General features: G+C 42.0%; 15 protein-coding genes. 9 read left to right on the plus strand and 6 right to left on the minus strand.

Annotated elements, in window-relative coordinates:
• The first annotated feature begins 28 nt into the window (after nt 1-28).
• On the plus strand, nt 29-1969 hold the full coding sequence (gene dnaK, locus G564_RS0100735; protein WP_029035970.1) for a molecular chaperone DnaK: 1941 nt from the start codon (nt 29-31) through the stop codon (nt 1967-1969).
• Between the two features lie 497 nt (nt 1970-2466).
• Here dnaK and G564_RS0100740 read toward each other — a convergent pair whose 3' ends face one another.
• A complete protein-coding gene (locus G564_RS0100740; RefSeq protein WP_029035971.1) occupies nt 2467-3105 on the minus strand; it encodes an alpha/beta hydrolase in 639 nt (212 codons plus the stop codon).
• A gap of 47 nt (nt 3106-3152) precedes the next feature.
• Here G564_RS0100740 and G564_RS0100745 point away from each other — a divergent pair, with 47 nt between their 5' ends.
• From G564_RS0100745 to G564_RS0100760, 4 genes are all read left to right on the plus strand, one after another.
• The gene (locus G564_RS0100745; protein ID WP_029035972.1) at nt 3153-3581 is read left to right on the plus strand and encodes a PaaI family thioesterase; all 429 of its coding nucleotides are present in this window, start codon (nt 3153-3155) and stop codon (nt 3579-3581) included.
• Nucleotides 3574-4737: a chorismate-binding protein gene (locus G564_RS0100750; protein WP_029035973.1), complete on the plus strand. Its 1164-nt coding sequence runs from the start codon at nt 3574-3576 to the stop codon at nt 4735-4737. The genes G564_RS0100745 and G564_RS0100750 overlap by 8 nt, the downstream gene beginning before the upstream one ends.
• A gap of 89 nt (nt 4738-4826) precedes the next feature.
• Complete coding sequence (gene menD, locus G564_RS0100755; RefSeq protein ID WP_029035974.1) at nt 4827-6557, plus strand: 2-succinyl-5-enolpyruvyl-6-hydroxy-3-cyclohexene-1-carboxylic-acid synthase; 1731 nt, start codon at nt 4827-4829, stop codon at nt 6555-6557.
• A gap of 37 nt (nt 6558-6594) precedes the next feature.
• Nucleotides 6595-7431, plus strand: coding sequence for a CvfB family protein (locus G564_RS0100760; RefSeq protein ID WP_029035975.1), 837 nt, complete (start codon nt 6595-6597; stop codon nt 7429-7431).
• Here G564_RS0100760 and G564_RS0100765 read toward each other — a convergent pair.
• Nucleotides 7428-7895 carry a hypothetical protein gene (locus G564_RS0100765; RefSeq protein WP_029035976.1) on the minus strand — a complete coding sequence of 156 codons (468 nt, stop codon included), beginning with the start codon at nt 7893-7895 and terminating at the stop codon, nt 7428-7430. The two genes, G564_RS0100760 and G564_RS0100765, sit on opposite strands and share 4 nt — an antisense overlap.
• A 151-nt stretch (nt 7896-8046) precedes the next feature.
• On the opposite strand from G564_RS0100765, the gene G564_RS0100770 reads away from it, so the two are divergent.
• The 4 genes from G564_RS0100770 to G564_RS0100785 all read left to right on the plus strand — a co-directional run bounded on the left by G564_RS0100770 (nt 8047) and on the right by G564_RS0100785 (nt 11625).
• Nucleotides 8047-8886 (plus strand): 1,4-dihydroxy-2-naphthoyl-CoA synthase, encoded by an 840-nt coding sequence (locus tag G564_RS0100770; RefSeq protein WP_029035977.1) that lies wholly within the window; start codon nt 8047-8049, stop codon nt 8884-8886.
• Nucleotides 8874-9407, plus strand: a complete 534-nt coding sequence (locus G564_RS0100775; protein WP_029035978.1) for a PH domain-containing protein — start codon at nt 8874-8876, stop codon at nt 9405-9407. Before G564_RS0100770 ends, G564_RS0100775 begins: the two co-directional genes overlap by 13 nt.
• Nucleotides 9400-10911: a PH domain-containing protein gene (locus G564_RS0100780; RefSeq protein ID WP_029035979.1), complete on the plus strand. Its 1512-nt coding sequence runs from the start codon at nt 9400-9402 to the stop codon at nt 10909-10911. Before G564_RS0100775 ends, G564_RS0100780 begins: the two co-directional genes overlap by 8 nt.
• Before the next feature lie 165 nt (nt 10912-11076).
• Nucleotides 11077-11625, plus strand: coding sequence for a hypothetical protein (locus G564_RS0100785; protein WP_156879152.1), 549 nt, complete (start codon nt 11077-11079; stop codon nt 11623-11625).
• A gap of 54 nt (nt 11626-11679) precedes the next feature.
• Here the strand turns inward: G564_RS0100785 and G564_RS0100790 are convergent, their stop codons facing one another.
• The 4 genes from G564_RS0100790 to uvrA form a co-directional block, all read right to left on the minus strand.
• Nucleotides 11680-14094: an alpha-ketoacid dehydrogenase subunit alpha/beta gene (locus G564_RS0100790; RefSeq protein ID WP_029035981.1), complete on the minus strand. Its 2415-nt coding sequence runs from the start codon at nt 14092-14094 to the stop codon at nt 11680-11682.
• Nucleotides 14095-14255: 161 nt separating this feature from the next.
• A complete protein-coding gene (locus G564_RS0100795; RefSeq protein ID WP_029035982.1) occupies nt 14256-17039 on the minus strand; it encodes a gluzincin family metallopeptidase in 2784 nt (927 codons plus the stop codon).
• Between the two features lie 220 nt (nt 17040-17259).
• Nucleotides 17260-17949: an LOG family protein gene (locus G564_RS0100800; protein WP_029035983.1), complete on the minus strand. Its 690-nt coding sequence runs from the start codon at nt 17947-17949 to the stop codon at nt 17260-17262.
• A gap of 16 nt (nt 17950-17965) precedes the next feature.
• Nucleotides 17966-20797, minus strand: coding sequence for an excinuclease ABC subunit UvrA (uvrA, locus tag G564_RS0100805; RefSeq protein ID WP_029035984.1), 2832 nt, complete (start codon nt 20795-20797; stop codon nt 17966-17968).
• Nucleotides 20798-20926: the final 129 nt, after the last annotated feature.

Raw genomic sequence — 20926 nt, forward strand, 5'->3', positions numbered from 1 at the left:
GAAATAATAAATAACAACCTATAGAATTATGAGTAAAATAATTGGAATCGACTTAGGTACTACCAACTCCTGTGTTGCCGTAATGGAAGGTAACGAGCCAACGGTGATACCTAATGCCGAAGGAAAAAGAACTACTCCTTCTGTGATTGCTTTTGTAGAAGGAGGCGAAATAAAAGTAGGGGATCCTGCAAAGCGTCAGGCTGTAACCAACCCGCAAAAAACCATTTCCTCTATCAAGAGGTTCATGGGAAATAAATATTCCGAAGTTTCTAAAGAAGCCGGAAGGGTTCCTTATAAAGTAGTAAAAGGTGATAACGACACGCCGCGTGTGGAGATCGACGGACGTAAGTATACTCCGCAGGAACTTTCTGCGATGGTACTTCAAAAAATGAAGAAAACTGCCGAGGATTATCTTGGACAGGATGTGACTGAAGCCGTAATTACCGTACCTGCATACTTTAATGACTCTCAGCGCCAGGCTACAAAAGAAGCCGGAGAAATCGCCGGTCTTAAAGTGAGAAGGATCATTAACGAGCCAACTGCAGCTGCACTGGCTTACGGACTTGACAAAAAATCCCAGGATCAGAAGATCGCTGTTTATGACCTTGGTGGTGGTACATTCGATATCTCTATTCTTGAATTAGGAGACGGAGTATTTGAGGTACTTTCTACAAATGGTGATACGCACCTTGGAGGTGACGATTTTGATGAGGTGATCATCGACTGGCTTGCAGATACTTTCCAGAAAGCTGAAGATATCGACCTTAGAAAAGACCCAATGGCACTTCAGCGTTTGAAGGAAGCTGCGGAAAAAGCTAAGATTGAGCTTTCCTCTTCTTCTCAGACTGAAATCAACCTGCCATATGTTACTGCTACCGCTTCAGGACCAAAGCACCTTGTAGAGACACTTACAAGATCAAAATTCGAGCAACTTGCCGATACTTTGGTGAAGCGTTCTATGGATCCTGTGCAAAAAGCGCTTAGCGATGCCGGACTTTCAAAAAGTGATATTGACGAAGTAATTCTTGTTGGTGGATCAACCCGTATCCCTAAGATCCAGGAAGAAGTTGAAAAGTTCTTCGGAAAGAAACCATCAAAAGGAGTGAATCCTGATGAGGTTGTAGCGATTGGTGCTGCGATCCAGGGTGGTGTACTTACAGGAGATGTAAAAGATGTATTGCTTCTTGATGTAACTCCGCTATCTCTTGGTATTGAAACTATGGGTGGTGTGATGACTAAATTGATCGAGTCTAACACGACTATTCCAACCAAGAAATCACAGGTATTCTCTACCGCGGCCGATAATCAGCCATCTGTTGAGATTCACGTGTTACAGGGAGAGCGTCCAATGGCGACCGATAACAAGACAATTGGTAGATTCCACCTTGACGGAATTCCACCGGCGCCAAGAGGAACACCTCAAATTGAAGTAACTTTTGACATAGATGCCAACGGTATCATCAAAGTAAGCGCTACAGATAAAGCTACCGGTAAATCTCAGGATATCCGAATCGAGGCCTCTTCAGGTCTTACTGAAGAAGAGATCCAAAAGATGAAGCAGGAAGCTGAAGCGAATGCTGAAACAGATAAAAAAGCCAAAGAAAAAGTAGATAAACTGAACGAAGCTGATGCTATGATCTTCCAGACTGAAAAGCAGCTGAAAGAATTTGGTGATAAACTTTCTGATGACAAGAAGAAGCCGATCGAAGACGCTTTGGAAGAGCTGAAGAAAGCTTATGAAACAAAAGAAGTTGATACTATTCAGCCTGCATTGGACAAGATCAATGAGGCATGGAAAGTAGCTTCTGAAGAAATGTACAAAGCACAAGCCGAGCAAGGCGGACAACCGGGTGGCCCACAAGGTGGACCGGGAGCCGGAGCCGAGGGAGGAGCAACCGGAGGACAAGCCGGAGGTGACTCCAAGCAAGGTGACGATGTAGAAGACGTTGACTTTGAAGAAGTAAAGTAAGCAGAGAACAGGTTTTGTGAAGCAAAACCTTGTGAATCGCTTATCCCGACGCATGTCGGGATCCACTTAGAGTCTTTAAAAGCGCTGCCAATTGGCAGCGCTTTTTTTGTTCCTCAAGTTTTCCCTCCGTCAAGCTGAACTCGTTTCAGCTTCCCTTTGATCCTGAAACAAGTTCAGGATGACGCTTCCTCTTGTTATGAGAAATTTTCTTTTGAACAGTCCCCTCCGGCGGAGGGGTGGCCGTAGGTCGGGGTGGGGAAGGAAGTCCTCGGCACGGATTGCTAATCCGCGCCAACTTATATTTCCAGACTAACTATTTAGTTTCCTAAGACCTCTCGACTCCGCTCGAGGTGACATGGCCGTATTCTATATTGAGTCGTCTAGCTGAATTTATTTCAGCTTCTCAAGGATCCTGAAACAAGTTCAGGATGACGGGCATTTTAAAAGTCTTGACTCTAGCATCTAGCAGCGCAGCGGTCTAAATTCTTTTTATAAAACTATTCTCCCGCGAGTTTAATGATGACTTGCTGGTTAACCTCATGCCCTCCATCAAAAGGAATGAACTTCAAATTCTTCGGAAACAATTCCCTGATCCTCTTTTCTTCGGCTTCAAGAAATTCTTTGTTCACAAAAGGATCTTCCGTGCCGTAGACGAAAGAGATCTCTGTACCCTCTAAAAAGGAAAAATCTTCAGGCCTTAATTCTTTGGGTAGTCGGCCGGAGTTGAGAATGAGTTTGGAGCAATGGATCTTTCTTCTTGCAACCCAGCGGGTGACGATGGAGACGCCCTGGGAGTAGCCGAAAAGGATCAGGTTTTTTGCATTTTTGAGGGCTTCATTTTTGTATAGTTCATCCAGATATGACATCGCATTTTGGATCTCCTGTTCTGTATTTTCACGGGTGGCCCAGGAGGCGCCGACGTGCTCATATTTTCCGTTGAGGTAGTACTTCGAAGGTGCCTGTGGCGCAATGATGTAATTCTTCTCCTGGTTTAGGTGGCGGAAGTATTTCAGGAAATACCGGCTCAGGTAATCAATGCCGTGGAAAACCACCCAGACATTTTCAGTTTTCTCAGTGAGTTCGTTTAATGTGCTATAGGTATTGGTGGAGCGATAAGAAACCTGCTTTTCATTCATATTATCTGGTGGTTTTGTACTTTTACAAAGAAACTAATCTATTTGCTATGACCAAAGAGGAAACTCACGCGCTGTTGAAAAAGATATGCAAGAACACCCTCATGGAAACTCTTGATATTGAAGTTTCTGAAGTAGGGGATGATTATTTGATTGCGAAAATGCCCGTGACGCCGAAAGTCCATCAACCCGACGGAGTGCTACATGGAGGCGCGACTGTTGCCCTGGCGGAGACTGTAGGGAGCATGGCCAGCTTCGTTTTTTTAAATACCGATGATTATTACGTCCGCGGAATCGAAATTTCTGCCAATCATATAAAAAGCATTTCTGAAGGTTTTGTTTACGCCAAAGCCACCTACCTTCATAAAGGCCGCACTACTCAACTCTGGAGCATCAGGATCACAGATGAAGCTGAAAATCTTATCTCTGTAGTGAAACTGACCACTATTACACTTCCGAAAAAGAAAGACAATGCCTGAAGCTGAATTTTTTGAAAAGCTGGAGGCGCAATTTGCAGGTAAGCTTCCCTTTGCAGCTTACCGGAAGCCCATCTTAACCGGAAATTCAGGAGAAGTAAAAGCATTGTTACAGCAGGATAAGCAGCTACGTTACAATGTAGATTACACTGAAAGCGGCTTTGTTTTTGCCCCTTTTGACACCTCAGGGAAAGCTGTTCTCTTTCCGGAAAAGGCTTCAGAAAAACTCATTTTTGAGCAGGTAGTTTCTGAAGAAGTTCCGGCTGTGAGTACCTCTCAAAAAGGGGAAATTCCGGAAGAAAAAATGTCGGCTCATATTGAGCTGGTGAGAAAAGCAGTTTCAGCTTTGCAGGCAGGGGAAATGGAAAAGGTGGTCCTCTCCCGAAGGGAAGAGGTGCAGCTGAATGATCCAAATCCGCTTAAGCTGTTCAAAGAACTACTGAATGCCTATCCCACAGCTTTTGTCTACTGCTGGTTCCATCCTGAAGTCGGATGCTGGTTGGGCGCTACACCTGAGACACTACTAAAGATCGAGGGCAACAGCTTTAAAACCATGGCCCTCGCCGGCACTCAGAAATATAATGGGACCATAGATGTGGAATGGGGCGAAAAGGAGAAGCAGGAGCAGCAATTTGTTACTGACTCCATTGTGGAAAACCTAGAAAGCTGCGGAGTAGAAAACCTGGAAATATCACATCCGTATACTGCCAGGGCAGGGAATCTTTTGCATATTAGATCGGATATTAATGGGGTGTTGGATAGTAAAGACACCCCATGGGGTGTCTCTACCAGATGCCAAAATGTAATCTCTGCCCTGCATCCCACCCCCGCTGTATGTGGCCTGCCAAAGGAAAAGGCTAAAGCCTTTATCCTTTCAGAAGAAAATTACAACCGGGAATTTTACACCGGATTCCTGGGAGAGCTGAACCTTCAGAAAAATGTGCAACGAAGCAGGACCAGGAGGAATGTTGAAAATCTTGCTTACAGAGCTGTCAAAAAAGAAACCGATCTGTATGTAAACCTTCGCTGTATGAAAATTGAAGATGGAAATGCTGTTCTTTATATTGGTGGTGGGATCACGAAAGATTCCGTGCCCGAAGATGAATGGCAGGAAACGGTGAATAAGGCGGTGACGATGAAGAAAGTGCTGTTGAAATAAATTAAGAACCTCCCTACGAAGCAGACCTCACAGCCCCGAAGCTTCGGGACTGTGAGGTCTAAAATGGGTCGGGGAGAAAAACAAGATAAATGAAACACCCAAAAATACCGGTTGCAAGATCTATAGTCGCGCTTTGCGAAGCCAAGGGAATTCAGCATGTGGTGATCTCTCCCGGCTCCCGGAATGCGCCGCTAACGAACGGCTTTGTGCACCATCCTAATATTGAAACCTATAGCGTCGTAGATGAACGCTGCGCCGCCTTTGTCGCCATAGGAATGGCACAACAATTACAGAAGCCTGTGGCCGTGGTTTGTACCTCGGGATCTGCATTGCTGAATTATTATCCGGCGGTGGCTGAGGCTTTCTATAGTGATATTCCGCTGGTGGTGATCTCTGCCGACAGGCCTATTGAACGAATCGACATCGGCGACGGACAAACTATCCGGCAAAAGAACGTTTTTGAGAACCATATTTTGTATTCGGCTAATTTGCATTCAGAATTGGTACTGGAAAATGAAGCGACAGAGAAAAAACTTCAGCAGAAACAATTTGAATCTCAGAAGCACAATGAGCGGGAGATCAATCTGGCGCTGAACAAGGCCATTGAAGAAAAAGGTCCGGTGCATATCAATGTTCCGTTTTATGAGCCGCTGTATGGTACGGTAGAGGATGTGGAGGTGAATCCGATTCAGATTTTGCCCGAGATTATCGAGAGAACCTATTCAAGGAATCAGCTGCAGGCTTATGCCGAACTCTGGAACAAGGCGGCGAGGAAGATGGTGATCATTGGAGTATCCCCGCCAAACTCTGTGGAGCAGGAATTCCTTGACAGGCTGGCGAATGATCCTTCGGTCATTGTCTTTACTGAGACCACTTCCAACGTGCAGCAGGAGAAATTCTTCACGCGCATAGATACCATTGTGGGGCCGATTGAAAAGGATGAAAACCGGGAGCAGCTTTTCGACAACCTGCAGCCGGAAATTCTGCTCACTTTCGGCGGAATGATCGTCTCCAAAAAGATCAAGGCTTTCCTGCGAAATTACCAGCCGAAACAGCACTGGCATGTAGATCCAAAAAAGGCATATAACACCTTCTTTTGCCTCAACAAACATTTCGAAACTTCTGTGAATTCGTTCTTTAGTCAGTTCTTTCCGCTTATCAATAATTCTGAAGGTAACTATGCTCAATACTGGCAGGAGGTGAGGAGCAGGAGGAAAGTGAAACATGAGGATTACATGGGAAGGATTCCATATTCAGATCTTAAGGCAATGCAGTTGGTTTGTCCGGCTGTGCCCGAAAATACCATTGTACAGTTGGCAAACAGTTCGACAATTCGGTATGCGCAGCTTTTTAATTGGAAAGAGAGCCTGAAGATCTATTGCAACCGCGGAACCAGCGGAATTGATGGCAGTATTTCGACTGCGGTAGGAGCTGCGATGATCTCAGAAGAGCCTGTGCTTATGATCACCGGGGATCTCAGCTTTTTCTATGACAGCAATGGGCTCTGGAATAATTACATTCCGAAGAATTTCAGGATCATCATCCTGAACAATCATGGAGGAGGGATCTTCAGAATTCTTCCGGGGGAAAAGAATACAGAAACCTTTGATAAGTACTTTGAAACCGTACATGATCTCAATGCTAAACCTGTTTGTGATCTCTACGGATTTGAATATGCTTCAGCAAAAACTTCCGAAGAAATAGAAGCAGCTTTAAATCACTTTTTTGACACCTCAGAAAAGCCAAAGGTTTTGGAGATCTTCACACCGCGGAAGATTAATGATGAAGTGTTGCTGGAATATTTCAGCTTCGTGAAATAGCCGTATATTATAATTAACTTTGCCAAAAATTTGATTTATGCTTGCCATTGGAGAATATCATACCCTTAAAATAGATCGCGATACAGACCCCGGACTTTTCCTGACAGATGATGACGGAAACGAGGTGCTTTTGCCGAACAAATACAAACCTGAAACTTTTGAAATAGGAGATGAACTTAATGTTTTTGTTTACCTGGATCACGAGGAGCGACCGGTGGCAACGACTCTGAAGCCATTTGTCAAGCTGGATGAGTTCGGTTTTCTAAAATGTGTGGAAGTGAGTGAAATCGGCGCCTTTATGGACTGGGGACTGGAAAAACACCTTTTTGTGCCTTTTAAAGAACAGGCAATGAAAATGAGAGAAGGGGAGCGCTATCTCATCTTCTGCTATCTGGATGAATTGACGGACAGACTTGTAGGATCAAATAAAGTGGATGCATTCCTGGATAATTCTCAGCTTACGGTAGAAGCATTTGAAGAGGTGGATCTTATAGTAGCAAATCCCACGGAATTGGGCTGGAATGTGATCGTGAATGAGATCCATAAAGGACTTTTATATAAAGATGATGTTTTTCAGAAACTGCACGTGGGCGACAGGTTGAAAGGCTGGGTGAAGAAGACCCGCCCAGACGGGAAAATTGATATTACACTGCAACGCCCCGGTTACAGGAGTATTGAGCCTAATGCTCAGGAACTTTTGACGCTACTCGAACTAAAGGGAGGCTTTTTAGCGCTTACAGATAAATCTTCCCCTAAAGAGATCGAAAGGGAAGTGCAAATGAGCAAGAAGAGCTTTAAACGTGCCCTGGGGAATCTTTATAAACAACGCAAGGTTGATATAAAAGACAACGGCATTTACCTTAAGAAAGACTAATAGTAGTAGGGGGAAATGTAACCTCTTGCCCTGGATCGGGAATAATACGGGCTGCTGAATAAAGGCACCCGCATCTCCTGGTATGCCGGGATCTTCTTTTCTCCGGTGTAGATGTCAAAATTAGAACTGCGATCGTGGAATCTAATATCATTGGTCACTTCGATCAGGGTTTTTTCCCCTTTGCTAAGATTAGGCATGGGAGATTCTAATTCAATATAGGAGCTCTCTCTTTCGTAACGCTCTTTTTCCATCATAGCTACAATATTTACCTCCCGCTTCTTTTCTTTATTGAAATTGACTTCGGTGAGGGTGAATTTGCTTTCGGGAAATTCCGGAGCGAGAAGAGAAAGACTTGGTTTAATATCCAGGCTACCAATGTAAAATCCTTCGGAAACTGAAAATTCCTGCGCCCGGCTGTTGAGGCCGATGAATAAAAAAATTACAAATATCAGAAAAGGCTTCATTTTACCTGTTTGAGAGGTGGAATCAAATATCGTACTAAAAATCATATTTTAGAAACTTCGCTGGTAAAACTTGAGAAATGCCCTCAAGAAGCTCAATAATTAATCAGCTGAAATATTTAAAAGCCTTATTTTTGGGTTAAAATATTGACTTATGACCAAACCAGATTATAAAACTGCTAAAGAATACGAGGATATCACCTATAAAAAGAGCAACGGAGTAGCCCGGATTGCTTTCAACCGACCTGAAGTTCGGAATGCTTTCCGGCCGAAAACCACCAGTGAATTATATGATGCTTTTTACGATGCACAGGAGGATACTTCAATAGGAGTTGTTTTGCTAACTGCTGAAGGACCTTCCCCTAAAGATGGCGTGTACAGCTTTTGCAGTGGCGGAGACCAAAAGGCCAGGGGATACCAGGGCTATGTGGGAGAAGACGGAATGCATCGCCTCAACATTCTGGAAGTGCAAAGGCTTATAAGGTTTATGCCCAAAGCTGTAATTGCAGTTGTGCCGGGATGGGCAGTAGGAGGAGGGCATAGCCTTCATGTAGTTTGCGATCTTACTTTAGCCAGCAAAGAACATGCGATCTTTAAACAAACTGATGCCGATGTTACCAGCTTTGATGGCGGATATGGTTCTGCTTACCTCGCAAAAATGGTGGGTCAAAAGAAGGCCCGGGAAATCTTCTTTTTAGGAAGGAATTATTCGGCACAGGAAGCATATGAAATGGGAATGGTGAATGCAGTTATTCCCCATGATGAACTTGAGGATACCGCCTATGAATGGGCACAGGAGATCCTTGCGAAATCTCCAACTTCCATTAAAATGCTGAAGTTTGCTATGAATCTAACCGATGATGGAATGGTTGGACAACAGGTTTTTGCCGGAGAAGCTACCAGACTGGCTTATATGACCGATGAAGCCAAAGAAGGCCGCAATGCTTTTCTCGAGAAAAGAAAACCAAATTTTGAAAAGAAATGGATTCCGTAGCAGCAGAGAATTTTTCGAATTTCCAGCTTGATGTAGCCTCCCTTCCGAAGTTTGAGGAGGTGAAGTTGCAGCCTATTTCCAAAAAATATTTAGTGAAGTCACAGGTGGGCACCACAATCTCCCTGCTTTTTTTCGGAATAGGTTTAATAGTGGCTTATAGCTTTGTACCTGCGGAATTTCAAAATTATATAATCGGAGGAGGTATCTTCTTAGCTCTCATTTTTGGCTGGTCTTTTTTCAACAACATCATGTATGTAAGGAGGAGCGGATATGCAATGAGAGAACAGGATATCATTTTCCACAGGGGCTTTTTATTTGAAAGAACTACGGTAGTTCCTTTTAACCGCATTCAACATGTCTCGGTTGAAAGATCATTTTTGGACAAGATCCTGAATATTTCCACGCTAAAGGTATTCACTGCCGGAGGTTCGGGAAGTGATATTAATATTCCCGGAATATACCCACAAACAGCAACCTCTGTGAAGGAAGAAATATCGACCAGAATTTACAATCATGCCTGAGCATAACTTTTATGACCCCCAGCGCCAATCTGTTGTGGGACTGGTTTTGATTTTCGCTACCTCTCTGTACCATATTGCCCGTAATTTATGGGTAGTGGTTTTTTATTTCGTTATCGGCGAATTTAGCCCACGAACGATCTTCTTTGCAGGAGCTGCATTAATAGTGGTTTTGTTGCTAAGTCTCGGCTACAGTATCCTTTACTACCTGAATTTTAAATTTCATATTGATAAGAAGAATGAGGAGTTTGTTCTCCAAAAAGGTGTTTTTTCGACAGATGTTATCAATATTCCTTTTCAAAAGATCCAGCAGGTAAATTTTCGCAGGAATATTTTACAAAGAGTTATAGGTGTCTATAGCGTGGTGGTGGAAACAGCCGGAAGTCAGGATAAGGAAGTGGAGATCAAAGCCCTGGATTATGAAAAGGCAAATGCCCTTGCCGATAAGCTCATGGCATATGCCGAAGAAGAAAAGGTCGAAGCTCAGACGGAGGATTTGTCACCAGAAGAGGCAGAGGAGAGAAGAGCGGCAAAAGCTTCTCCGGAATGGGAGTACAAAGTGAACCTGTGGACGCTAATCAAACTCGGTCTAACTTCCAATTATCTTCGGGGCGTTGGTATTATAATAGCCTTTTATTTTACCCTGAGAGAACAGTTCATGTTCAATGAAGATCTGTCTGCCCGGCTTGAAGAACCACAGATCTATTTTGCCCAGGGGAAATTAATGCTCATCATTTTTCTTTTACTGGTTGGAATGCTGCTTACAGTAGGGGAGACAGTTGTAAAATATTACGGATTGCACCTACAAAAATTTAAAGATAATCTGCAGGTGGAGATGGGTCTGCGAAATAATACCCGGGTCAACCTGAGAGCAAGTCGTATCCAGTTGTTACAGGTATTAACTAACCCAATTCAGAAGAAAATGAACCTGTACCAGGTGAAGATCTCTCTGGCCAGCAGCGAGGACGATCTTGAAAAGAACCAGATCAAAGTAGTTGGTCTGCCTCCGGATGTGGTTGGGCAGGTAAAGGAATATTTTTATAAAAAGCAGATTCAGGAAAACTTCAGGATTCTGCCCAGTAAATATCTGCTTCTCCGAAAGATCTCCCGCGCAATGATCCCTCTGGTCATAGTTTCCGGATTTCTGTTCTTCTACGCTCAATTTATAACCCTTAGCTGGTTTCTTGCTATTGCCGTGGCTTATGTGGTATTGGTAACCGGGTATAATTATTTGTATTTCCGGAATTTGAAACTGGGAGTTTCCGAAGATTTTTTGATCAGATTTTCCGGAGTTTGGATCAAAAAAGAACAATACCTGGAGATGTTTCGCCTGCAGGCTGTTTCTGTTACTCAACCCATCTGGTATAAAAGAAGAGGTTTGGTCAATCTTACTTTTCACTCAGCAGGAGGTGATATTTCCTTTAAAATGGTAAAAAAGTCTGAAGTTGAGCCTCTGCTCAATTATCTGGTCTTCCGGATTGAAAGTACTGAAAAACCCTGGATGTAAAATTTTCTGAAAAACTTTCCATTATCTCTAAAATACAGCACCCAAAACGGAATTTAAATATCATCTCAATAAGATTTTACGTAACGCAAATAACTGAAAGTTAATTAGTTAAAGTTTATTATTTTTTCCTGTTTTGAATTAAATTTAATACAAAACCTATTGCTTATGGAAAAGATCTACCCACTTATGTCGTTACCCCTAATTCTTTTATTGTTATTTTCCTGCAGTATTGATGCGCTGGAAGAAAACTTGAATATTGAGGGAGAGCATGGCTACAACTTCAGGGAAAGTAAAGCCGCATGGGACCAATTAAAGAAGAAGAATGGTAATTCTTATGAATACACCATTCTGGAACAGTCCTGGACAGGACATGGCAGTGAAACGACCCTTTTAGTAGAGAAAGGTAAAGTGAAAGGCAGATATTACATTGCCTTTCTAATATCGGATGAAGATGGAAGCAAAACGATCACTGATAGTTATGAAGAGATTTTAAAAAAAGATATCGGAAAGCATGAGCCGGGGGCGCCTCCCTTTACCATGGATGATCTTTATAAAAGTTGTATATCTGAATTTCTTATAGCCGATCCAGATACCAATGAAGTCTACTTTGAAACTGATGAAGTCGGGATCATGATTCTCTGTGGCTTTGTTCCGATAGGTTGCCAGGACGACTGTTACAGGGGTATTAGGATTTCTAATTTTTCCTGGAGATAAAAAAAGCCACGCTTGTTTTACAGGCGTGGCTTTATATAATACTGTGTCTGTTTTCTATTTCAGATCTGGATAATTACCGGGATCAGCTTCATTCATGATATCGTAAACCTTCTCAAAAATATCTTCTACAGAAGGTTTAGAGAAATAATCTCCGTCGGTACCGTAAGCAGGTCTGTGATCTTTAGCAGTAAGGGTTTGTGGTTTGCTGTCAAGATATCTCCACGCATCCTGCTCTTCCATGATCTTCTGCATAATATAGGCCGAAGCACCTCCGGGGACATCTTCGTCAATGACAAGCAGACGATTCGTCTTTTCCACACTTTTTACGATATCCTGATTTAGGTCGAAGGGTAGAAGGGACTGTACATCTATTACTTCTGCACTTATTCCAACCTCCATAAGTTCCCGGGCAGCTTGTTCCACCAGGCGTAAAGTAGAGCCGTAAGAAACAAGCGTTATATCATTACCTTCTCTCATGGTTTCAACCACTCCTAAAGCTGTTTTAAACTCTCCAAGGTTATTCGGCATTTTTTCCTTTAGTCGGTAACCGTTCAGAGACTCTACAATTAATGCAGGTTCGTCACTTTCAAGCAGCGTATTGTAAAATCCGGCTGCTTTGGTCATATTACGAGGTACCAGAACGTGAATTCCGCGTATTAAATGCAGGATTCCGCCCATTGGGGAACCAGAGTGCCAGATTCCTTCCAAACGGTGGCCACGGGTTCTTATAATTAGCGGAGCTTTTTGTTTTCCTCGGGTTCTGTATTGCAGAGTGGCAAGATCGTCGCTCATGATCTGTAAAGAATAGAGTAGGTAGTCGAGGTACTGGATCTCTGCAATTGGCCGCAGGCCTCTCATTGCCATTCCAATTCCCTGTCCAAGGATGGTGGCTTCTCTAATTCCTGTGTCTGCTATTCGCAGCTCCCCGTATTTTTCCTGGAGACCTTCCAGTCCCTGGTTTACATCACCTATCTCACCAGTATCCTCTCCAAAAATGAGACTTTCAGGATATTTTTCAAAGATCCTGTCGAAGTTATCCCGCAGGATCAATCGTGCGTCTACATCTTCGGCATCGTCATCATATGCAGGAGCAATGGGTTCAATTTTAAGAGCATTATATTCTGAGGAGCTATAAAGGTGGCTGCTGTACTGCGGACGAACTTCTTCAGTATATTTATCAATAAAATGAATTAGCTCCTGTCTTGAGGAAGAGTCTTCTCCCCGCATGTACCTTAAGGCTTTTCTCGCTGCTACAAGAATATCGCGTTTTAGTGGTTCTTTATTTCCCTCAAGTTCATTCTTTAACTGAAGAATAAAGTTTTTCTTCTGGCTGCTATCTGCTGCTCTCTGAAGAACAGGAAGGGCATCATGCATTTTATTTTTGACCGGAGCCATGTGAGCTTCCCATGCAGCTTTTTTTCCGTCCCTTACCTGCTTCTTTATATCTTTTTCGATCTCCTGAAGTTCCTCGTCGGTGGCAATATTGGTTTCGATCATCCACTCCCGCATCTTCACATTGCAATCATGCTCTCTTTCCCACTGCAGTCTTTCTTCACTTTTATAACGCTCATGAGAACCTGAAGTGGAATGCCCCTGCGGCTGAGTTAACTGCTGTACATGGATCAAAACCGGCACATGCTCTTCCCGGGCTAGTTTGCTGGCGCTTTCATAAGTTTCTATAAGGGAAGGATAATCCCAACCATTTACAGTAAAGATCTCATATCCATTATTCTCTCCTTTATCTCTTTGAAAACCTTTTAGGACTTCCGAAATATTTTCTTTGGTTGTCTGATGCCTGGCATGTACAGAGATCCCGTATTCGTCATCCCAGACATTCATTACCATTGGTACCTGAAGTACTCCTGCAGCATTAATGGTTTCCCAAAATAAGCCTTCACTGGTACTTGCATTTCCTATAGTTCCCCAGGCAATCTCTTTTCCGTTCTGAGAGAACTTTTCGGAATCAATGCCCTCCACATTTCTGTAGATCTTGGAAGCTTGTGCAAGACCCAGTAAGCGTGGCATTTGTCCTGCTGTAGGGGAAATGTCTGCACTTGAATTTTTTTGTTGGGTAAGATTTTTCCAGGTGCCATCTTCATTTAAACTGTGGGTAGCAAAGTGGCCGCCCATTTGTCTACCAGCAGAACTTGGCTCCTGATCAATATCTGTAGTGGCATATAATCCTGCAAAGAACTGCTGAATATTAAGAGCTCCTATGGCCATCATAAAGGTCTGATCACGATAATATCCCGATCTGAAATCCCCGTCTTCAAATACCTTCGCCCAGGCCAATTGGGGAACTTCCTTACCATCACCAAAGATTCCGAATTTGGCTTTACCTGTAAGGACCTCTCTTCTACCTAAAAGACTGCATTCCCGGCTGGTCACCGCGAGCTTATAGTCGCTTAAGACCTGTGCCCTGAAATCTTCAAAGGAAATTGCACTTTTTGAGGAAGTTTCACTCTGCATAATACGTTTTTATAATTAGCACAAATGTAAAGAAAACAATGATTAATTACAATTCTAAAAAAGACTCCAAAACTCACTATTTAACAAAATAAGTGGCTTCTAATTGTGATATTTTTAAGCAAATACCTTTTATTAAAGAATCGGTAAAAGAATCCTTATCGTTAAAACCATTTTCTGGTAAAGAGTCCGGCCAGAGTTTGAAGATCAAGAGTGGCGATAAACCGGATTTTTTGATCATAATCGCCATCTTTAAATTCCCAACCTTCACTGGAATATACAGGGAAGAATATTTCGAAATAATGTTGAACTAGACTCAATCGAATTCCCGAATCATAAAGGAATTTCGCCGATTCATATTTATTCTTTACAAGTCCCACGTCGCTGTAAGCATATATCCACTTCCAGAGAGTTACACTTCCGTTTACTGTGGTGATCCATTGGTTGGCGAATTTCGGTTCCAGCATCGATTTAAATCCGCCTTCAGCAAGAATGATCTGCTGGCTAAAAACGCCGCTTGTCTCACTTCTTCCGTAGTAATTATAATCAAAAAGATAATCTGTTGGACGATCAAGCGCGAAGCTGAAGTAATCTGAACCGGGCATATCATTATAAAGAAAAGCACCTCCAAAAAAGCGGAAATTCAGCTGCCTGTCATTCTTCAGCAGTCTTCTGTATTCAAATGTAAGAGAGGATTTGCTAAATTGTTCGGCCACCTGAAAATCTATGCCTCCTGAGAAATGGGTGACCAATCCCGGATTACTGTAACCATAATTAATATTGAAGACACTGTAATCAGGCACTTCAAGAGGTGTTTCAGGATGTTGATCCCTAAAGACATTTACATTGCGAATGAGGATCCTTTCTTTACGGCCATTCCTCATATAGGAATTCCTGAAGTGCATTGTGAGATAGGGGGTGAGTCTCTGGTACATGAGATCGTAACCATAAGAAAATCTACTTCCGCTAATGCCGTAATTTAGAGCGTACAGGTTATCATCATCAAAGAATATCTGGTGTGAAACGCCAGCACTTCCAACAAGAGTTTTACTTCCGGAAGCATAGTACGGTGACAGGTTGTACTGGAAACTTCGGTCAAGAATAGTCTTATTATAGAGCTTTAAACCTAATGCCAATCCGTCGTAAAGATTGTACTGGAATTCTGGCATAAAGAAAACCTGATGATATCTTGGATCTTCCACATCCTTAAATAACCTGAACTGCAAGGGCTTATTCATTATGCCACCTACAGTCCTGTAGTTGTTTCGACGGTTGATCTCTGGCACCAGGCCTTCATGATTAACTGCCACTTTATTAACCCGAGTCGCCGGAAGATAAACCGTGCGAACATCCTCTGAATGTTCCACCCAGGTCTTATACACAATGTCATTGTTATGAAGGCCGTAAACCTGTACAGGAACAGAAGAGCCGGTTCTGTTCTTAAGAGTTACCCGTAAGGAATCGCCCTCCCTGGAGAGGCTTCTTATTTTAAAGTCAATTTTGTCATTGGTTTCGACAAACTCCCGAAAGAACCATCTAATGTCCTTTCCTGCGTTGGTTGTGAGAAGATTTTTAAAATCTTCTTCGGTAACTCTTTTTAACTGATATTTCTGGTAAAATTCCTTTATTGTATAAGGTACTGTGTTATCTTCCAGAAAATGGTCAAGATACTTTAAACCCACTCCTGCTTTTGAAGGATTAGCAATGTTCTTATTAAATTTAACGAGAGAATCCTGTGGTGTGGATAGTGGCTGATCAAGGTTTTTTCTGGCCATCATCATGTACATAAGAGAATACTGATCATTGAATTTAAGAGTGGAAGCATGAAACCACCGCACCCCAAATACCTCGCTAAGGCTACCCAGAAGTTTAAGATCGGCATAGAATTCATCGATATATTCCATCATGAGATAATTCTGAATAGCATCAAAAATCCATTTGTCCTCTCTTGGGTTTAAAAGTAAAGTGTTTTCGAGATAATTTTCTGAAATGGTTTTTAACTGTTTAAGATCATAAGAAAAACCTTCAGGGAAAGGTCGCAGGAATTTAGGTAACTGATTAAGTCCATAGACGGGATTGGCAGCATAATCCTGCTGCGAGGAAAGCAAATATCTATGCGGGTAATCTCCGAGATTTGACTTTAGAAATTCCACGATCCTGGTCACCAGAAAAGATTTCATTACGGGATTTATACCGTCTTCAGATATATTCGTGAGTATATGAAGGCTATCCACCTGTATATCATTAAAAATGACCTCTTTTGTAAGATGAATTTCTGTGTCCAATTTTTCACTGCCACTTAAAAAGACGGTCTTTTTGCCGCCTTCGGGGATGATCTTCTCCATTTCAAAAGAAGAAATGGCTGCAAGGTTTGATGGAATTGTAAGTTCTATCTTCATCTCCAGTTTAGGAAGATAAAGGTCATTCATATTTTTATGGCTGTAAACCTCCCAGCCCTCATTATACATTCCGGGAGCTATGAACCAGTAGCGTAATTGATAATTTCCCTTATTTTGGTAGCCATAGCGGGTAAATTCATTACTGGGTATTTTTACGCTGTAATTAAGGTTGATAACAAATTTTTCACCGGGGAGAACCGGTGTATCGGGAGTGATTTTAATGAGGTCCGGTTGTCCCATAGGTCGCTCCCAGGATATTTCTTCAAATGATTCCCCCAGAATTGAGTTTATGGTTGTACCTCCTCTTTTTTCTTCCCTTGCAAAATGAAAACTTCGATCATAATCTTCAAAGAATCGGCGGGCTAGAGGAGTGCGGGTGTCTGAAAAAGCATTCATCCAGTCACTCAGGTAAATCTCCTGCAACGTATCTTTACTAAGGTTTCTGTATTCAAGGTTTTGCTGGATGTAAAGTGACTTTATAGAATCATTAAGTTCAGCCTTAATGAATACATTATGCTGTCCTGTAACGGGGGTACAAAGGAGTCCCAAAAATGATAAAAACAGAAGCTTTATATTCAACTTAAAGATGGGAGATGGGGTTTAACTTATTATCTGTCCTGCCTGCAAGATATTACTTCAATACTTAATATGATGATTCTTAATAATATTTTAGTATAGATGTATTTTTAGTAGGTTCTTTCGATTTACAAAAATAATGAAAAACAGCTCTCCGGGGAGAGCTGTTGGTGAATTGTAAATTGAAATATATTTAAAAATTTGGACTCAGATTATATTCTTCATAGAATTTATCCAGGATCTCAATAACCTCATCGGCAGTATCCACCACCTGAAGAATGTCGATATCCCCTGCACTAATATTCTGGAAGCTGTCCAGTAGCGTTGTACGCACCCAGTCAATTAATCCGCTCCAAAAATCCCTTCCTACGAGGATAATTGGGAATTTATCGATTTTGTTGGTCTGTATTAAAGTAATGGCTTCAAAAAGTTCATCCAGGGTACCAAAACCTCCCGGCATGACCACAAATCCCTGGGAGTATTTTACAAACATTACTTTCCTAACGAAAAAATAATCAAAGTTTATGTTCTTATCACTATCGATATATGGATTGTCGTGCTGCTCAAAAGGAAGGTGAATATTTAAACCAACAGAGGTCCCCCCGGCCAAGTGTGCTCCTTTATTCCCGGCTTCCATTACTCCGGGGCCGCCGCCGGTTATAATTCCGTAACCGTGATCAACAATTTTCTTGGCGACCTCTTCGGTAAGTTTATAGAATTTATGATCGGGTTTGGTACGTGCCGATCCAAAGATCGAAACGCAGGGACCAATTTGACTTAGTTTTTCATATCCATTGACAAATTCTCCCATGATCTTGAAGATCGCCCAGGAGTCATTTGTTTTTATTTCATTCCAGCTTTTATTCCTTGTTTCTGTTCTCATACAATATATTATTAGGCTAAATTAGTTCTTTTTGAAGAAAATGGGCGGTATAGCTCTTTTTGTCTTTTGCAACTTCTTCGGGGGTACCTGTAGCCACAACTTTCCCTCCGTTCTTTCCACCTTCATAGCCTATATCAATGATGTAGTCTGCCATTTTAATAACGTCAAGATTATGTTCTATGATCACCACAGTATTTCCTTTATCAGCAAGTTTATTCAGTACTTCCATAAGGACCCGTATATCTTCAAAATGGAGACCTGTTGTAGGTTCGTCCAGGATATAAAAGGTGTTTCCGGTATCTCTTTTTGAAAGCTCTGTGGCCAGTTTGATCCTCTGTGCTTCTCCTCCCGAAAGGGTGGTGCTTTGTTGACCTAAAGTGATGTAACCCAGACCCACGTCCTGAATGGTTTTTAACTTCCTGTAGATCTTGGGAATGTTCTCAAAGAAAATTACAGATTCATTGATGGTCATTTCAAGAACATCTGAAATGGATTTACCTTTGTACCGGATTTCCAGGGTTTCTCTGTTAAAGCGTTTTCCCTGGCAGGTTTCACATTCGACGTATACATCGGGCAAAAAACTCATCTCAATTACCCGCAGGCCTCCTCCTTTGCAGGTTTCACATCTTCCTCCCTTAACGTTAAAACTAAAACGTCCGGGTTTATATCCGCGAATCATCGCTTCGGGTGTTTTCGCGAAGAGATTTCTTACTTCAGAAAAAACCCCGGTATAAGTTGCAGGATTTGATCGGGGCGTCCTGCCTATAGGAGTTTGATTGATGTCAATTACCTTGTCAATATGCTCCAATCCCTTGATGCTCTTGTAAGGTTCGGGTTTTTTCACTCCGTTGAAGTAATGGGCATTCATAATAGGGTAGAGGGTCTCATTAATAAGAGTGGACTTTCCACTACCCGATACACCAGTTACAGCGATCATTTTTCCCAGAGGAAAAGTTACTGAAACATTTTTCAGATTATTTCCAGTAGCTCCTTTAAGATCAATTTTTTTACCGTTGCCTTTACGCCGCTTTTTGGGTACTTCGATCTTCATGCTGCCGTTGAGATAATTGGCAGTAATGGTGTTATGTTGTTTAATTTGCTGGGGTGTTCCTTCACTAATGATCTCACCTCCGTGTCTACCTGCTTCGGGACCTATATCAATCACATGGTCTGCCCGTTCGATCATGTCCTTATCATGTTCCACTACTATCACTGAGTTTCCCAAATCACGCAGGGCAATCAGGGAATTAATAAGCTTTTCATTATCCCGCTGGTGGAGCCCAATACTTGGTTCATCAAGAATATAAAGGACACCAACAAGTTGTGAGCCTATTTGGGTAGCAAGTCTTATTCGCTGAGCCTCTCCTCCTGATAGGGTTTTGGATCCCCTGTTAAGGGCAAGGTAATTTAGACCAACATCAACGAGAAACTGAAGGCGGACCTTTATTTCTTTAATTACTTCGGAAGCTATTTTTTGTTGTTTTTCTGAAAGTTGAGATTCAAGTTTATCAAACCATTTGGCAAGGTCTATTATATCTTTTTCAGCAAGCTCGGCAATATTTTTGCCGTTGACCTTAAAATAGAGCGACTCTTTTTTTAAGCGGCTACCTTCACACTCGGGACAAACAATTTTGTCCATATAATCTTTTGCCCAGCGTTTTAGTGCTGCAGATTCATTCTTGTTATAGGTTTCTTCAATAAAAGCAGCTACTCCTTCGAAATCTATTTTATACTCTCTTGTGATTCCAAGGGTTTTGGATTCTTTGCTGAACTTTTCCTTACCTCCCCAAAGTATCATTTTCAAAGCCTCTTCCGGAATTTTTTTTACAGGATCTGCCAGGCTGAATTCGAAACGTTCGGCTATTAATTCGAGCTGATTGAATATCCAGTTCTTTTTCTGCGGTCCATGTGGGGCAAGAGCTCCGTTTTTTATGCTTTTTGAAGGGTCTGGAATGATCTTGTTCTCGTTCACTTTGTGAAGACTTCCAATACCGTTACAGACGGCACAGGCACCTTTTGGGGAATTAAATGAAAAATTGTTGGGTTCGGGATTTGGATAGGAAATTCCTGTGGAAGGACACATAAGATTACGGCTGAAGTATTTTAATTCCCCGCTATCCTGATCCAGGATCATAAGAACATCATCCCCATGATACATGGCTGTTTTAATACTTTCGGCCAGGCGTTTTGCTGTTGTCTCTTCTCTTGTAATTTTTATTCTGTCCACCACAATCTCGATGTCGTGTACTTTATAGCGATCCAGCTTCATACCCTTCACTATATCCCGTACCTCTCCGTCTACGCGTACCTTTACAAAACCTTGTTTTGCTATTTGTTCAAAAAGTTCCCGATAATGTCCTTTTCGGGAGCTTATAACAGGAGCCAGTATATTTACTCTTTTCTCCGAAAATTTTTCAATGATAAGCTCCTGTATCTGCTCGTCACCATAGCTTACCATCTTTTCACCGGTGTTATAGCTATAGGCATCACTTGCTCTGGCGAACAGAAGCCTTAGAAAATCGTAGATCTCCGTAATGGTTCCTACTGTACTACGGGGGTTTTTACTCGTAGTTTTTTGTTCAATTGCAATAACAGGGGAAAGACCATCAATTTTATCCACATCGGGTCTTTCCAAACCTCCAAGGAACTGGCGGGCATAAGCTGAAAAAGTTTCTATGTATCTTCTTTGTCCTTCAGCATAAATAGTATCAAAGGCCAGAGAAGATTTACCTGAACCCGATAAACCTGTAATTACAACAAGCTTTTCCCGGGGGATCTTTACATCTATGTTCTTTAAATTATGGACTCTCGCCCCTAATATATCAATATACTCTTCTGTAACTGCCATAAATTTTTTTGCAAGGGGGCAAAGGTACTGAAAGTGCCTTAATTACGAAAGCCGGAGCAGTTAACTCAGTTTGTAGAAAATACCCTTACAAGTGCTAAAATTTTTCTGTCAAAAGTTATCCTAAAAAAA

The organism is Salinimicrobium xinjiangense DSM 19287, from assembly GCF_000423585.1.
Lineage (GTDB): Bacteria > Bacteroidota > Bacteroidia > Flavobacteriales > Flavobacteriaceae > Salinimicrobium > Salinimicrobium xinjiangense.